The following is a 16,339-nucleotide window of genomic DNA, read 5'->3' on the forward strand; positions in this document are numbered from 1 at the left end:
CCATGGGGAAAACCGTACCCGCCGCCACTGACAACGGCTCCGAGCCGGTGGCCGGGCCACCGCGCCGGGGTCACCCCAGCAGCTGCGGAATCTCCTGCACCCCGAACCACATCAGGTCGTGGTCCTCGGCGCCGTCCACCGTGAACTGGGCGTCGTCGTCGCCGAGATCGGCCGCGCCCAGCGCCGCCGCGGCCGCCGCCACGTCCTCCTCCGCGTCCGCGGAGTCCACATGCACCGCCGCCGCCTTCGACAGCGGCACCGGCCCGGTGATCCGCACCTCGCCCAGCGACGACGGGTCCAGCCCGCGGTCCGGGTCCACGGCCGCGCCGCGGTCCGGCACGTCCACCGCCACCACGACCCGCCGCCGGGGCACCTCCGGGTGCCCGGCCAGCAGCCGCAGCGACGCCTGCGCCGCGCGGTTGAGCGCCGCGTACTCCAGCTCCTCGATGTCGTCCGAGACGTACCACTCCCGCAGCGCGGGCGTGACGGCGTACGCGAGCAGCGGGCCGGCCCCCAGCTCGCCGCCCTTGTGTGCCTCAGCGAGCCCGGAAAGCGTCAGGGGGACGTAGACACGCATAACAGCCGCTCTCGCTAGATCCAGAACAATGCCCAGCCAGCATACGGCCGTGCGTCCCCCTTCGTGCCGCCGCTGCGCCGCCCGGCCCGCCGGCCTCCGGGGCGTCCGCCGGCCCTGCCCCGCCCCGTGATCCCGGGCCCGCACCACGGACGGGTGAAATTCGTCCGCCCCGCCCGGGCCGGCCGGACGCCTTGCCGCCGCCGGCGCCCCACCGACAAGATCCCGGACCACAAGCTACCGCCCGGTAAGCACGCCGGGCCCGGCCGAGGGGGCACTGCGATGACCGACACGACCAGCGACAACACCGCCGCGACCGGCGCCACGACGGGCGCCCGCCCGGCCTGGGCCACCCCGCCACCGCAGCGCCCGCGCCCCGGCCGCACCGCACCGGACGCGCCCGCCGCCGACGCCCCGGCACCCGCCCCGACCGTCCCCCGCCCCCGCAGCTCCCCCACCGACCGCACGCCCCACGGCGCCGACACCCGCGCCGAGCCGGCACCGACGCCGGCCGCCCCGCGGCGTACCGCGCCCCCGGCCCACCGCGGCACCCGCCGCCCCACGGGCCCCGCAGGACGCGGCCCCGGCTCGTCCGGCAACCGCGGCCCCACCCACACCCCACACCTCACCCGCACCACCGTGCAGCGCCGCCCCACCACCCACCCGGACACCCCGCTCCCCAGCCCCGGCGCCCGGCGCCGCGCCCAGGAGAGCCGCCCCCACCTCTGGTTCGCCCACCAGCTCCTGCTCACCCTGAGCGGCCAACGCCCCGTCCACGTCCTCCTCGGGCACGCCCTGCCCACCGCCTACGACCGGCTCGCCGAGCTCGCCCCGCTGTCGCCGCTGCGCCCCTACGTCGCCCCGGGCCTGCGCGCCCCCGTCCCGGCCCTGCACGAATGCGGCCTGTGCCGCCCCCGCGACGGCGTCATCGAGGCGTTCGCGCGCATCACCACCGGCGTCCGCCTGCGCGCCCTGGCGTTCCGCCTGGAACGGGGCACCGACACCCGCTGGCGCTGCGCCGCCCTCGACGTCGGACCGCTCCCCCAGGGCCCGCCCGGCGGACCGGCCCCGGGCCGACCCTGAAGAGCGCGCAGCGGGCCCGGACGACAGCGCAGGGCGCCCCGGCCGGCCATGGCCAGGGCGCCCTGCGCTGTCGTCTCCGCCGCGCGGCGGACCGCTCACGTCATGCGGCTCACTTCTTGCGGCGCCGCCCGGCGCTCTTCTGCGCCTTGCGCCGCTCGGCGCGGGTCAGCCCGTCGGCCTCCGAACGGGCCGGGCCGTCGCCGTCCACGTCGCTGACGAAGTCGCCCTCGATGACGCTGCCGTCACCGTCGACCTTCGGCGCGGTGAAGTGCAGCCGGTCGGGCCGCTGCGGCGCCTCCAGGCCCTTGGCGTGGATCTCCGGACGCCCCGCGCCGGCCGCCGCCGGAACGGCCTCCCCACCACCCTGCTCCACCTGGGCGGCGTCCGCGGCCTGCTCCACCGGGACCTCCTCGACCTGCTGCTCCACCTGGACCTCCAGGTTGAACAGATAGCCGACGGACTCCTCCTTGATGCCGTCCATCATCGCGGTGAACATGTCGAAGCCCTCGCGCTGGTACTCCACCAGCGGGTCCTTCTGGGCCATCGCCCGCAGACCGATGCCCTCCTGGAGGTAGTCCATCTCGTAGAGGTGCTCGCGCCACTTGCGGTCCAGGACGGACAGCACCACGCGGCGCTCCAGCTCCCGCATGATCTCCGAGCCCAGCTGCTCCTCGCGGGCGGCGTACTGCTCGTGGATGTCGTCCTTGATGGCGTCGGCGATGAACTCGGCGGTCAGGCCCGCGCGGTCGCCGACCTCCTCCTCCAGCTCGTCGATGGTCGCCTTGACCGGGTAGAGCTGCTTGAACGCGCCCCACAGGCGGTCCAGGTCCCACTCCTCGGCGAAGCCCTCGACGGTCTCCGCCTGGATGTAGGCGTCGATCGTGCCGTCCATGAAGTGCTTGATCTGCTCCTGGAGGTCCTCGCCCTCCAGGACGCGACGCCGCTCACCGTAGATGACCTCGCGCTGGCGGTTGAGGACCTCGTCGTACTTCAGGACGTTCTTGCGGGTCTCGAAGTTCTGCTGCTCGACCTGCGACTGGGCGGAGGCGATCGCCCGCGTCACCATCTTGTTCTCGATCGGCACGTCGTCGGGCACATTGGCCATCGCCATGACCCGCTCGACCATCTGCGCCTTGAACAGCCGCATCAGGTCGTCGCCCAGGGAGAGGTAGAACCGCGACTCGCCCGGGTCGCCCTGACGGCCGGAACGACCGCGCAGCTGGTTGTCGATGCGCCGCGACTCGTGCCGCTCGGTGCCCAGGACGTAGAGCCCGCCGAGCTCCTTGACCTCCTCGAACTCCGCCTTCACGGCCGCCTCGGCGCGCTCCAGCGCGGCGGGCAGCGCGGCCGCCCACTCCTCGACGTGGTCGACCGGGTCCAGCCCCATCCGGCGCAGCTCGGTCTCGGCGAGGTCGTCGGGGTTGCCGCCGAGCTTGATGTCCGTACCACGGCCGGCCATGTTGGTGGCGACCGTCACCGCGCCCTTGCGGCCGGCCTGGGCGACGATCGACGCCTCCCGCTCGTGCTGCTTGGCGTTGAGCACCTCGTGCACGATGCCGCGCTTGCGGAGCTGCTGCGAGAGGTACTCGGACTTCTCGACCGAGGTGGTGCCGACCAGGATCGGCTGGCCCTTCTCGTGCTTCTCGGCGATGTCCTCGACGACCGCGTCGAACTTCGCGGGCTCGGTGCGGTAGATCAGGTCCGCCTGGTCCTTGCGGACCATCGGCCGGTTGGTCGGGATCGGGACCACGCCGAGCTTGTAGATCTGGTGGAACTCGGCGGCCTCGGTCATGGCCGTACCGGTCATGCCGGAGAGCTTGTCGTAGAGGCGGAAGAAGTTCTGCAGGGTGATCGTGGCGAGCGTCTGGTTCTCGTCCTTGATCTCCACGCCCTCCTTCGCCTCGATGGCCTGGTGCATGCCCTCGTTGTAGCGGCGGCCGGCGAGGATACGGCCGGTGTGCTCGTCGACGATCATGACCTCGCCGTCGATGACGACGTAGTCCTTGTCGAGCTTGAACAGCTCCTTGGCCTTGATCGCGTTGTTGAGGTACCCGACCAGCGGCGTGTTGACCGACTCGTAGAGGTTGTCGATGCCCAGCCAGTCCTCGACCTTGCCGACACCGGACTCGTGGATGCCGACGGTGCGCTTCTTCTCGTCGACGTCGTAGTCGCCGGTCTCCTCGACACCGCGCTGCGGGTTGGCCGGCTCGCCCCGCTTGAGGCGCTGCACCAACTTGGCGAAGTCGCCGTACCACTTGGTGGCCGAGTCCGCCGGACCGGAGATGATCAGCGGCGTACGGGCCTCGTCCACCAGGATCGAGTCGACCTCGTCGACGATCGCGAAGTTGTGGCCGCGCTGGACCAGTTCGTCCTTCGACCACGCCATGTTGTCGCGCAGGTAGTCGAAGCCGAACTCGTTGTTGGTGCCGTAGGTGATGTCACAGCCGTACTGCTCGCGGCGCTGAGCCGGCGTCATGTCGGCCAGGATGCAGCCGACGGTCAGGCCCAGGAACTTGTGGACCCGGCCCATCATCTCGGAGTCGCGCTCGGCGAGGTAGTCGTTGACCGTGATCAGGTGGACGCCCTTGCCGGACAGCGCGTTCAGATACGCCGGGAGGGTACCGACCAGGGTCTTGCCCTCACCGGTCTTCATCTCCGCGACATAGCCGAGGTGCAGGGCCGCACCGCCCATCAGCTGGACGTCGTAGTGGCGCTGGCCGAGCACCCGCTTGGCGGCCTCGCGCACAGTGGCGAACGCCTCGGGCAGCAGGTCGTCGAGGCTCTCGCCGTCGGCGTAGCGCTGCTTGTACTCGTCGGTGAGCGCCCGCAGCTCGGCGTCGGAGAGGGCCGCGAAGTCCTCTTCGACGGAGTTCACCTGGCCCGCGATGCGGTGCAGCTTGCGCAGGATCTTTCCTTCGCCTGCACGCATGATCTTCGTCAAGACGGACACTTGGGCTGGTCTCCTTGCCGGTCGGGCCTGCACGGTCGAGTGCGCGGGCGCGGCATGTTTCCAAGGGGGCAGGCCCCGCCGCAACGGCCATCGTAAAGGAGGACGCTGTCCGGCCGGGAGGTCCGCCGCAGTCGAGCCCGCAGACCCCTCGCCTCGTCAACGCACGAGCCCGCGAGAAGGTGCCGGAAAACTTTCCGCCGTACTGCTCGAACGGTTCCGAAAGATCCCTCACACATTCCCCTGAACCTTCGGGCGAAGTTCCGGGAAACCAGCCCCGGCAACGGCCCCGCGGCCCGTGCGCCGCCGCTCCCGGCACCCCGGCGAAAACGGCTCGCGGCCCACCGCGCGGCGCCGCAGACTCACCGCATGAAACCCGTCACCCTCACCACCGACCGCCTGCTGCTGCGCCCCTTCGAGCCCTCCGACGTGCCCGCCGTCCACACCGCTTGTCAGGACCCCGCCATTCCCCGCTGGACCGCCGTCCCCACGCCGTACGGCCTCGACGACGCGGAACGGTTCGTCGGCACGGCCGTCCCCGAGGGCTGGCGGAACGACACCGCCTACACCTTCGCCGTGGCCACCCGGGACGGGGGAACCCTCGTCGGCTCCATGGGCCTGGTCCGACTCGACCGGCTGCGCACCGTGGAGCGGCAGGCGGAGCTCGGCTACTGGACCGCGAAGGAACACCGCGGCAAGGGATACACCGCGGAAGCGGCCGGCGCGGTGGTGCGCTGGGCCTTCCGCGAACTGGGCGTGGAGCGCATGGAGTGGCTCGCCGAGGCCGGCAACGAGGGCTCCTGGGCCGTCGCCCGCAAGGTCGGCTTCCGGCGGGAGGGCACCCTGCGCGCCAAACTGGTGCACGGCGACATCCGCCGGGACCTGTGGATCGGCTCCCTGCTCCCGTCCGACCTGCCCCGCGAGCCCGCCCCCGCCGGCTGCGCCACCGCCCCGGCCCAGGACCCCACGCCCTACCTCCCGCACCCACGCTGACCTGCACAAACACCCGAAGTCCGGAGCGTTGTCAGTGGCCGCCCCTACGCTGTGCGACATGACCGCAGCCACGCAGCGACAGCCCGCCCCGCGCCCCGTCACCACCCTGTCCGCGGACGACGCCCGGCGGATGGCACTGCGGGCCCAGGGCCTGCTCGGCGCCCCGGCGCGAAGCGCTTCCACTCAGGGTGGTGGTGGGCGGCGGGATGTCACAGCAGCGCGAAGCGCTTCCACTCAGGGTGGTGGTGGGCGGCGGGATGTCACAGCAGCGCGAAGCGCTTCCACTCAGGGTGGTGGTGGGCGGCGGGAGGGCGTCCGCGGGATGCTGCGTCGCCTCGGCGCGGTCCAGCTCGACACGATCTCCGTGCTCGCCCGCTCCCACGAGCTGGTCCCCTACGCCCGCCTCGGCGCGGTCGGCCGCTCCGCCGTCGAGTCCGCGTACTGGTCGTCGAGCCCCGAGGGCGAGCCCCCGGCCCGGCCGCACAGCTTCGAGTACTGGTCGCACGCGGCCTGCATCCTGCCCATCGAGGAGTGGCCGCACTTCGCCTTCCGCCGCCGCGCCCGGCGGGCCAAGGGCCACCGCTGGCACGTCATGAAGGACTCCGCGCGCTCCTGCGCCGCCGTCCTGGACCGCCTCAAGGCCGACGGCCCGCTCACCACCTCCCAGCTGGGCGGCGGTCGGAACGGCGGCGAGTGGTGGGACTGGTCCGAGACCAAGATCGCCGTGGAGTGGCTACTGGACACCGGCGACGTGGTCTGCACGGAGCGCCGCGGCTGGAAGCGGATCTACGACCTCGCCGAGCGCGCCGTCCCCGAGCCGCTGCTGCACGACGACCTCGACGACGCGGAGTGCATCCGGCGCCTGGTCGCCCAGGCCGGCGCCGCGATGGGCGTGGCCACCCGAGCGGACCTCGCCGACTACCACCGCCTCAAGGGCGAGCAGGTGGACTCCGTCATCGAGGGCACCGGGCTGGTGCCGGTGACCGTCGAGGGCTGGGCCAAGCCCGCCTGGGCGGACCCCGAAGCGCTCGCCGCAGCGCCCCGCGGCCGGCACCGCACGACCCTGCTCTCCCCGTTCGACTCCCTCATCTGGGACCGCCCCCGCACGGAACGGATCTTCGACTTCACCCACCGCCTGGAGGCGTACGTCCCCAGGCCCAAGCGAATACACGGCTATTTCGCGATGCCGCTGCTGGCCGGCGGCAAACTGGTGGGCCGCGTCGACCCGGCCCGCGAGGGCCGCACCCTGGTCGCCCGCCAGCTCTCGCTCCAGGGCCCCAAGGCCGTCCGCCCCATGGCCCAGGCCCTCCGCGAGGCCGCAACATGGGTGGACTGCGACACCGTCCGCATCGAGCGCTGCGACGACGCACAGCTGGCCGCCGCCCTGCGCACCGAACTCACCCGAACCGACGAGGACGACACCCGCGCCGGCGAGGGCACCACGGACTGACCCACCCGGCCCGGCACCGGCGGCACCCCGGGGGCTGCCCGCCCCCGACGTCACCGGATTTCGAGGATCTTCTCCCGCATCGCATAGACCACGGCTTCCATCCGGGAATGCAGCTGGAGCTTCTCCAGGATGTTGCGCACGTGGTTCTTGACGGTGTTCTCGGAGATGAACAACTCCTTGGCGATATCCCGGTTGTTCATGCCGGTGGCGACGAGTTTGAGGACCTCCAGCTCGCGGTCGGTGAGCCGGGGCGCCGGCACCAGACGACGTTCGTCGGTGCGCTGGATCATCGATTTGAACTCCGTCAGGAGCTTGGACGCCATCGACGGGCTGATCTGCGACTGGCCGTCGGCGACCGCCCGGATCGCGGTGGCCACCTCGTCGGTGGAGATCTCCTTGAGGAGGTACCCGGTGGCGCCCGCCTTGATCGCGTCGTAGAGATCGGCCTCTTCGTCGCTGATCGTCAGCATGATGATCTTCGCGCTGGGCGCCACCTCCTTGATGGAGGTGCACGCCTCGATCCCACCGCGCCGGGGCATCCGCACGTCCATCAGCACGATGTCGGGCAGCAGGTCGGCGGCCTTGTCGACCGCCTCCGCGCCGTCGCCCGCCTCACCGACGACCTGGATGTCCTCCTCCTGCGCCAGCACGATCTCCAGGCCGCGACGGAACAGCGCATGATCATCCACGACGAGGACGCGGATCGGTTCCTTGCGCGGCACCCGCGCGGCCCCGTCCCCGTCGCCGGCCCCCACACCGCACGCGTCGCCGTCCGCATCATTCCGCGCGGGCCCGAAACTCTCCCCCATGGTTCCTCCCCGTCAACTACTCGGCCGAGGGCCAGAGCTTGGATATAAGGCTGGTTGACAACAGCCCTTTGCGGCCGGCCCGATCAATGCCATACGACCGTCTCCCCGGCATGTCGCCGTTTCGTGCCCACATACTCCCCGGCTGGCACAAACACTATACGGCTTCAACTCCAGCCCTCCGCAGGCACGATGGTGCCCCCGGGCGTGCGCCGGGGGCACCGAACAGATGGGGGTCAGCCACCCAGCGCGCCGCCTGCGCCGCCGGGCGATTCCTCTCCGAACGCGTCGGAATTCAAGTGGATGACGCCGTAGTCGTAAGCGTGCCGCCGATAAACGACACTCGGCTGCTTGGTCTCGGCGTCGACGAAGAGATAGAAGTCGTGTCCGACCAACTCCATCTCGTAGAGCGCCTGGTCGAGCGCCATCGGCGCCGCCGAATGGGTCTTCTCGCGGACGACCACGGGCCCTTCGCCCTGGATCTCCAGCGACCCCATCCGGGTGGTCGGCACCTTCTCCCGCTCCGCGGCTTCCTCGGCGGCCGTCAGGCCGTGGCCGTTCAGCCGTGCCGCGTCGGGGACGGTGATCGCGACTTCGCTCGCCGGGATGCGTCCGTTGCCGCGACGCGAGTGGCGCTTGTCGTTCTGTTTCCGCAGGCGCGCCTCCAGCTTGGCTGTTGCCAGATCCAGCGCGGCGTACGGGTCGGCTGCGGCCGCCTCGGCCCGGACCACCGGGCCACGGGAGCGGAGCGTGATCTCCACTCGGTCGGAACGGTCGGCCTGCCGCGGGTTGGGCTCCTTGGACACCTCGACGTCCAGGCTGATTGCCTTGCCATCGAGCTTCTGGACTTTGTCCAGCTTCAGCTTCTCGGCCACGTGCTTGCGGAACCGCTCGGGCACCTCTGTCTTGCGGCCCTTGACGACGATGTCCACGCAGAACTCCGTTCCCGGATCGCCCCGCTCAGCAAGCGGAGCAGCTCCTTCTTGCACCAGGCCCCGGTGGGTACCGGAGCCTCGGACTGGCGACTTTCACCTCCTCCTCCCCCAGGGACGAGATCTCCATTCCCACGTTTTCAGGATCGCCGAAAAACCCCGAAAAGCATGCAACACGACATCCGAGGCAAAGCGTCCGCCAAGTCCTCACAACCGAACATAGCTCTACTGGACGGGTGTCGGCACCCCCTCGCCACGACCAGCTCCGTTTGAGTGAAAATCGGCGGTCACTACCAGCAACGACGCCCCGTCCCGGCCAGTTCCCTTTACCCCTGACGCTCACCGAGCGTTCCGACGCCCGGCCGCGACACCCCTCCGGAACCACAGCAGCCGGGCACACCCCTGACACACCCGCCCCTACTCCCATCAGGTGACACGGCCGGGGCCGCGACCGGCCCTGCCGGGGTCGGGCACGCCCCCGCCCCGCCTCTGCCTTCCCACTGTCCTGTGGCTCGGTGGCCCGGTGGCCTGGCGGCCTGGTGCCTCGGTGGCCTGGTGGCCCTCACTTTCCGTTGAAGAGGAAAGAACTGCGGGGCGCGGCCACCACCGCGGCCCCCATCACCCGCCCACCGACGGCCCTGACCGCCCGTGCCGCCTCGGCGAGCGTGGCGCCCGTCGTCACCAGATCGTCCACCAGCACCACTGGCACCCCCGCCAGCAGCCTCCCGGCAGCCCCCGGCACCTCCAGCGCACCCTCGACGTTCGCCAACCGCTGCCGGGCATCCAGCCCCGCCTGATCGATCATCGCGCGACGCTGCCGCAACACCGCCAGCACCCGCGCGCCGACGCCCACCCGCCGCAGCTCGGCGGAGGCCGCCAACGCGATCCGGCGCACCGGATCATGGCCACGACCGGCCACCGCCTTCCGCGCGGACGGCACTGGCACCAGGAGGAGGGGGCCGCCCCCTCCCCCTACCCCCCGCACCGCCCCCGCCAGCACTGCCCCCAGCGGCGCGGCCAGCCGCAGTGCGCCGCGCTCCTTGTGGGCCAGCAACACCGCACGCACCTCGTCGGCGTACGGCGCCCCGGCCCAGACCCGCGGCAACCCCGCCGGCACCGGCCAGGGCCGCACCCGCCCGGCACCGCGTCCGCCCCGCCACAGCGCCCGCCGGCACGCCCCGCACAGCTCCGTACGCGGCCGGCCACACCCCGCACAGTCGACCGGCAGCACCAGGCCCGCCAGCTCCTGCCACACCCCCCGCATGACTCCACTGTCGCGGCCGGGGCGGCACCGTCACCACCCCTGTGGATAACTCCGCCGAGGCGGGCCCCGCACACCTCACGGATGACAGACAGCGGAGCGGACCCGGACGCCGCGGACAGCCCAGCTGACGAGCCCGGACGGCAGATTCAGACAGCCGTGTCAGAAAGCACAGACAGTCAACGAACACGGACGACGCCCAGCGGACAGCGGACAGCGGACAGCGGACAGCGGACAGCGGACAGCGGACAGCGGACAGCGGACAGCGGACAGCGGACCAACGCCCCATGCCTCGAAGCGCCGTCCACGGCCGCCGACCACCACCCGGCAAGGGCACCCGGCAAAGGCACCCGTCGACAGCAACGGCAACGGCACTTCACCGATGCCCGGCGCCGTCACCCCGGATAGACCGGCGCCGTGCCGTCCTTCGCCACCGTCTTCCAGTTCGCGTCCGGGGGCAGCCGCACTATGCCCTCGCTGGCGTCGGCGATCAGCGGGCGGGTTTCGTCCTCCGAGGCCGCCACCGCCTTGACGCCGTTGACGCCGGGCAGCGTCTGCGCGTCCGACGCCGAGCCGTCGGTCTCCATGAACTGCATCTGCTGCACCCCGCCGGCCTCCCGGCCGACGACCACCAACCGGCTGCCGCCCGCCCAGGACGCCGCCACCACGTCCTCCAACTGGGGCGCGATCGGCCGGAGTTCCTGCACCGACAGCGTCGGGTGCGCGGAGGTGCCGTCCCGCTCGACCCGGCCGAGTTGGAGCGTCGTACGTCCCTTGTCCTCCACCAGGATCGCGATCCGGATGCCGTCCGCGGCCACCTTGATCGCCTTGATCCGCCGCTGGCCGAGGCCGGGCACCGTGACCTCCTCCGGGTCGCCCTTCCCCTCCCGCATCCGCAGCAACCGCGACCGGTGCGCGTCACGGTCGGCGATCCACAGGTCACCCAGCCCGTCCCAACTCGGTGCGGTGAGCCCCTCGTCGGCGTTCTTCGCCGCGCCGGCACTCGTCAGCAGCGGCCCACCGCGTTCGCCGCCGCCCTCCAGGCCGGCCACGTACAGATACCGGCCGTCGCCCGACACCCCGGCCGCGGTGGTCTCCCCGCGGGAGATGGCGACCGAGCGCAGCGGGGTCTTGCCGGTGCCGAACGGCCCGCGCACCGGCATCGGTTCGGTGGCCGAGTCCGACATCGTGACGACGCGGTGCTCGGCGTCGATGAAGTACTCCTGGCCGGGGCGTCCGGAATGGCCCGGTGCGGCGAAGTCCCGCTGGGCCTGATCCTGGGTCAGCGCGCACAGCGAGTTGCCGTTCGGATCCTGGAGCTCCACCTCGCTGATCTTCGAAGCGCGCGTCATGTCCTGGACGGTGAAGAACAGCTGAGCCGCCATCCGCTTGCACTGGGCGGTGTCGGTGTTGACCGCCTGCTTGCTGAGCTTGACCTGGAGGGCGTTGGAGTCGTCGAGCGACAGGTCACGGGCGGCGAGCCGGGTGCCGGGCGGGAACGCCGACGTCGTCACCCGGTCCAACCAGTCGGTGGGCCCGCCGAGCAGCGCCTCGACACTGGACGTGATCGGCTTTATCCGCTGTCGCAGATAGACCGGGTCGGCGACGAGCACGTTCTTGCCCGCCTTGGGGTCGTCCGACTCGGACTTGTAGGACGCGAAGTAGTACTTGTTGACGGAGCGGTAGATGCGCTGGAAGTCGGACTGCCCCAGCACCAGTCCGTCGGGCAGCCGGTCGATGCGCCACTGGTCCCCCTCCTTGATGAGGTGGATCGTCTCGCGGTACGGCCGCTCCTCGGGGGTGTAGGCGTGGTTGGCGTCTACCGTGGCCACCTGGCTGCCGGCGAGCGTGACGGTGTAACCGTCGGCGTCCTCGCGGCCGGGCTGGGCCTCCGGCTCGGACTTGGGCCGCTCCTGGAGCACGTTGGTGACCAGGAACGGCCGCCAGGTCTGCTTCGCCGACTTGGCCAGATACATCCGGGCCGTGCGGAAGTCCGCCTCGTCACTGGTGGTCGCGTCGAGGAAGCTGCGCACGATGTTGGTGGGCTGGGCGCCGTCCTGCGGGGGCACGCCGTAGACCCGCACCTGGGAGTCCCCGTCGGCGCGCGGGGGCTGGTCGACCGCGGTGACGTCGCCGCTGTCCGGCATCGATGCGCAGCCGGCCAGCAGCGTCCCCGCGCAGCCCAGCAGGACGGCCTTCCGGCCCCTCCGCACGGCCCCGGTGCTCCGGAGCGCGCGCCCGCGGAACCGAGGGGTGCGCGCCGTGTGCTCGTCCTCGTGCTCAGTGCCCACGCCGTCCGCCTTCCCGCTCCACGTCGCGTCCGGTCTCCTGCTGCGTGCTGCCGGTGGCGGCCGCACCGCCGCGTGCCCCCGGACCGTCGGTCGTGACCGGGTCGCCGTTGGTCACCGTGTCCGGCCGGGCGTCCTCGCCGGTGCCGTCGTCGCGGGCGCCGTCGCCCTTCCGTGCGGGGGTGTGCTGCGGCACCACGCGGGTACTGCCGCCGGGAGGCAGCACCGCCGGGGCCGCGGCGGGCCGGGCCGCGGCGTGCTGTGCGCCGGGGCGGGGCTGCGCGGGGATGGTGGACGCCCCGCGGCCGGCGGCGGGGCGGGGGCGCCCCTGCTCGTCCAGGCCGCGGTTGCGCCGGGAGTCCTCCGGCTCCAGGGGGATCGGGGAGCCGCGCAGCTTCTCGCCGGCCGTACGGGGCAGCGTCAGCCGGAACTGGGAGCCGCCGCCCGGCTCGCCCCACGCCTGCAGCCAGCCGCCGTGCAGCCGGGCGTCCTCGATGGCGATGGACAGGCCGAGTCCGGTGCCGCCGGTCGTACGGGCCCGGGCCGGGTCCGCGCGCCAGAAGCGGTTGAAGACCCGGGTCGCCTCCCCGGGTTTGAGGCCGACGCCGTAGTCCCGGACCGCGACGGCCACCGCGCCGTCGCTGCGTCCGCCGGCGGAGGCGAGCCGCACCACGACGTTGCGGCCCTCGCCGTGCTCGACGGCGTTGACGACGAGGTTGCGCAGGATGCGCTCGACCCGCCGGGGGTCCGCCTCGGCCATGACGGGGTGCTCGGCGCCGCGCACCACGATGCGGCTGCCCTTGCGTTCGGCGAGCGGTTCGGCGCCCTCGATGACGCGGTTGACCACGTCGCGCAGGTCGACCGGTTCGGCTTCCAGGGCCGCCGCGCCCGCGTCGAACCGGCTGATCTCCAGCAGTTCGGCGAGCAGCGACTCGAAGCGGTCGAGCTGGCCGCGCAGCAGCTCCGCGGAGCGCGCGGTGGCCGGGTCGAACTCGTCCCGGACCTCGTGGATGACGTCGGCGGCCATCCGTACGGTCGTCAGCGGGGTGCGCAGCTCGTGCGAGACGTCGGAGACGAACCGCCGCTGCATCCGGGACAGCTCCTCCAGCTGCTGGATCTTGAGCTGGAGGTTCTGCGCCATCTTGTTGAAGGACTCGCCGAGCCGGGCGATGTCGTCCTCGCCGGTGACCTTCATCCGCTCCTGGAGGAGGCCGGCGGCCAGCCGCTCGGAGATCCCGGCGGCCATCCGCACGGGCGTGACGACCTGCCGCACGACCAGCCAGGCAATCGCGCCGAGCAGGATGACGACGAAGACGCCGGCGGTCGCCAGTGTCCCGGTGACGAGCTTGAGGGACTCCGCTTCCTGGCTGAACGGGAAGAGGTAGTAGAGCTGGTACTGGTTGCCGTTGACGTCGTTGAGGCGCTTGCCGATGATCAGCGCCGGCACCCCGTCGTTGGACCCGATGCGTTTGATCTGGGTGTACTGGCGGAACGTCCCGGACTTGCTGTCCAGCTTCCGTCGCAGTTCGACGGGCACGCTGCGCTCGGGGTCGACGTCGCCGGAGGCGCGGGGTCCCCGGGTGCCGGGGGTGGAGTCGCCGAACGGCTCGTCGGAGTCGGAGCTCAGCGCGACGACCGAGAAGACGCCCTGGCCGCCGCTGGCGAGCTGCTCGACCAGGCTGGTCAGCCAGGTCGCGGAGTCCTGGGTGCCGCGGCTGGCGGTGCGGCTGTTGTCGTCGGAGTGGTTGTCGTCGCCGCCGTCAGCCAGCTTCCGGGCGACCTCGAAGCCGCCGACGGCCTGGCTCTGGGCGGCCTGTGCCTTGGCGGTGAGCAGGCCGTTGCGGACCTGTCCGACGACCACCACGCCGAGCAGCAGCACCACGGCCAGCGACATCAGCAGGGTGGTGGCGACGACCCGCAGCTGGATGTTGCGCCGCCACAGGCGCAGCGCGGGCAGCAGGGGCCGGCGCACCCACCGGCTGAAGAGCCGTAGCAGCGGGTGGACGGGGCCGCTCACCGCGCCGTCGGGCAGCAACTGCCCGCCGCGCAGCAACCGCGCCGCCAACCGATCAGAAAAGGACATATCGCCTGCCGGGTCGACGGTGCGCCCCCGCTGTCCCTCCGGGGTCGAACCGTCCCGGGTCATCTCAGCTGGGCCCGGCCTTGTAGCCGACGCCGCGTACGGTCACCACGATCTCCGGCCGCTCCGGGTCCCGCTCGACCTTGGAGCGCAGCCGCTGCACATGGACGTTGACGAGCCGGGTGTCCGCGGCGTGCCGGTAGCCCCAGACCTGCTCCAGCAGCACCTCGCGCGTGAACACCTGCCACGGCTTGCGCGCCAACGCCACCAGCAGATCGAACTCCAGCGGCGTCAGCGCGATCGACTGACCGTCCCGCTTCACGGAGTGCCCCGCCACGTCGATGACCAGGTCCCCGATGGCCAGCTGCTCGGGCGCCGGCTCCTCCGAGCGGCGCAGCCGCGCCCGGATCCGGGCCACCAGCTCCTTGGGCTTGAACGGCTTGACGACGTAGTCGTCCGCACCCGATTCGAGTCCGACCACCACATCCACCGTGTCGCTCTTGGCGGTCAGCATGACGATCGGCACGCCCGACTCGGCCCGGATCAGCCGGCAGACCTCGATGCCGTCCCGTCCGGGCAGCATCAGGTCGAGCAGCACAAGGTCGGGCTTGGTCTCGCGGAACGCAGCGAGCGCCTTGTCGCCGTCCGACACGAACGACGGTTCAAAGCCCTCGCCGCGCAGCACGATGCCGAGCATCTCTGCCAGTGCGGTGTCGTCGTCGACGACCAGGACGCGTCCCTTCATTCGGCCATCATCCCATTACCTGATCGTGACTTTCTCCATCGTGAGACGGAACACACGTCCGCCAGCCGCTCGCGGGTCACCGGCGACACCACCCCGGCCTCCGTCACGATCGCCGTGACCAGCTCGGCGGGCGTGACGTCGAAGGCCGGGTTGTAGGCCAGTGCCCCCAGCGGCGCCACCGGAATCCCGGTGCCGCCCACCACCCCACCGCCTTGGATGTGCGGCAGGGAGAACTCCGTCACTTCCTTGCCGGGCCGCTGCTCCACCTCGATGGCGGCTCCCTCCTTCGTCTCCAGATCCACCGTGCTGGTCGGCGCCACCACTACGAACGGAACGTGGTGGTGGCGGGCGAGCACCGCCAGCGGATAACTGCCGATCTTGTTGGCCACCGCGCCGTCGGCGGCGATCCGGTCGGCACCTATGAGCACCGCGTCCACCTCACCGGCCGCGAACAGCGAGCCTGCGGCGCCATCGGCCAGCACCGTGTACGCCATCCCGGCACGCGCCGCCTCGTAGGCGGTCAGCCGCGCCCCCTGCAGCAGCGGCCGCGTCTCGTCCACCCACAGCCGCCGCAGCTCGCCGGCCCGGTGCGCCGCCAACGCCACGGCCAGGGCGGTCCCCTCCCCACCGGAGACCAGGGCACCCGTGTTGCAGTGCGTGAGAATCCGGTGCCCGCCGCCCGGCAGCAGCTCGCCCAGCAGGTCCAGCCCGTGCTGCGCCATGCGCGCGCTCGCCTCGACGTCCTCCGCGTGGACGGCCCGCGCCTCGGCCAGCGCGGCCGCCCCCGCAGCCTCCGCACCATCGCCTCCGGCCGCCGCCCGGCGGTACGCCGTGACCGCCCGCCGGACGCCGTACCCGAGATTGACCGCGGTCGGCCGGGCGGACGCCAGTGCCTCCGCCGCCTCCTCGACGTCGAATCCGCGCACCGCGGCCAACGCAACGCCGTACGCGCCCGCGATGCCCAGCAGCGGCGCCCCGCGCACGGCCAGCGTCTGGATCGCCTGCACCAGAGCCGGAACGTCCGTGCAGACCAGCTCGACCTCCTCCGCCGGCAGCCGCGTCTGGTCGAGCAGGACCACGGCCGGGCTCTCGGGGAACTCCTCCCAGCGCAACGACGGGATCGCGAGCGTCCCAGCGCCCGTCTCCGACACCTCGTATTGATCAGCCATTCCCTCAGTCT

11 protein-coding genes and 1 pseudogene are annotated in these 16,339 nt (G+C 72.0%); 3 read left to right on the forward strand and 9 right to left on the reverse strand.

Translation table 11 applies throughout. From position 1 onward, the window contains the following. Window positions 1-70: 70 nt before the first annotated feature. Window positions 71-577 (reverse strand): DUF6912 family protein, encoded by a 507-nt coding sequence (locus JNO44_RS18470; RefSeq protein ID WP_067350900.1) that lies wholly within the window; start codon window positions 575-577, stop codon window positions 71-73. Between the two features lie 279 nt (window positions 578-856). Here JNO44_RS18470 and JNO44_RS18475 point away from each other — a divergent pair, with 279 nt between their 5' ends. Continuing rightward, window positions 857-1,657, forward strand: coding sequence for an Rv3235 family protein (locus JNO44_RS18475; RefSeq protein ID WP_205365320.1), 801 nt, complete (start codon window positions 857-859; stop codon window positions 1,655-1,657). 109 nt (window positions 1,658-1,766) lie between these two features. Here JNO44_RS18475 and secA read toward each other — a convergent pair whose 3' ends face one another. Further along, window positions 1,767-4,607, reverse strand: coding sequence for a preprotein translocase subunit SecA (secA, locus tag JNO44_RS18480; RefSeq protein ID WP_205365321.1), 2,841 nt, complete (start codon window positions 4,605-4,607; stop codon window positions 1,767-1,769). A gap of 366 nt (window positions 4,608-4,973) precedes the next feature. On the opposite strand from secA, the gene JNO44_RS18485 reads away from it, so the two are divergent. Further along, on the forward strand, window positions 4,974-5,597 hold the full coding sequence (locus JNO44_RS18485; protein ID WP_205365322.1) for a GNAT family N-acetyltransferase: 624 nt from the start codon (window positions 4,974-4,976) through the stop codon (window positions 5,595-5,597). 298 nt (window positions 5,598-5,895) lie between these two features. After that, window positions 5,896-7,047, forward strand: a pseudogene (locus JNO44_RS18490) (winged helix-turn-helix domain-containing protein); the annotation flags it as partial. A gap of 50 nt (window positions 7,048-7,097) precedes the next feature. Here JNO44_RS18490 and JNO44_RS18495 read toward each other — a convergent pair. From JNO44_RS18495 to mtnA, 7 genes are all read right to left on the reverse strand, one after another. Further along, window positions 7,098-7,856, reverse strand: coding sequence for a response regulator (locus JNO44_RS18495; RefSeq protein WP_073442484.1), 759 nt, complete (start codon window positions 7,854-7,856; stop codon window positions 7,098-7,100). 233 nt (window positions 7,857-8,089) lie between these two features. Then, window positions 8,090-8,785, reverse strand: coding sequence for a ribosome hibernation-promoting factor, HPF/YfiA family (gene hpf, locus JNO44_RS18500; RefSeq protein WP_039635918.1), 696 nt, complete (start codon window positions 8,783-8,785; stop codon window positions 8,090-8,092). Window positions 8,786-9,347: 562 nt separating this feature from the next. Then, window positions 9,348-10,049 carry a ComF family protein gene (locus tag JNO44_RS18505; RefSeq protein ID WP_205365323.1) on the reverse strand — a complete coding sequence of 234 codons (702 nt, stop codon included), beginning with the start codon at window positions 10,047-10,049 and terminating at the stop codon, window positions 9,348-9,350. A gap of 392 nt (window positions 10,050-10,441) precedes the next feature. Next, window positions 10,442-12,337 (reverse strand): LpqB family beta-propeller domain-containing protein, encoded by a 1,896-nt coding sequence (locus JNO44_RS18510; protein ID WP_205365324.1) that lies wholly within the window; start codon window positions 12,335-12,337, stop codon window positions 10,442-10,444. Further along, window positions 12,327-14,480 carry an MtrAB system histidine kinase MtrB gene (mtrB, locus tag JNO44_RS18515; RefSeq protein WP_420882659.1) on the reverse strand — a complete coding sequence of 718 codons (2,154 nt, stop codon included), beginning with the start codon at window positions 14,478-14,480 and terminating at the stop codon, window positions 12,327-12,329. The genes JNO44_RS18510 and mtrB overlap by 11 nt, the downstream gene beginning before the upstream one ends. Before the next feature lies 1 nt (window position 14,481). Next, complete coding sequence (gene mtrA, locus JNO44_RS18520) at window positions 14,482-15,159, reverse strand: two-component system response regulator MtrA (RefSeq protein ID WP_018542117.1); 678 nt, start codon at window positions 15,157-15,159, stop codon at window positions 14,482-14,484. Further along, window positions 15,156-16,328, reverse strand: a complete 1,173-nt coding sequence (mtnA, locus tag JNO44_RS18525; RefSeq protein WP_205365325.1) for an S-methyl-5-thioribose-1-phosphate isomerase — start codon at window positions 16,326-16,328, stop codon at window positions 15,156-15,158. Before mtnA ends, mtrA begins: the two co-directional genes overlap by 4 nt. Window positions 16,329-16,339: the final 11 nt, after the last annotated feature.

Source organism: Streptomyces noursei (genome assembly GCF_016917755.1).
Taxonomy (GTDB): domain Bacteria; phylum Actinomycetota; class Actinomycetes; order Streptomycetales; family Streptomycetaceae; genus Streptomyces; species Streptomyces yunnanensis.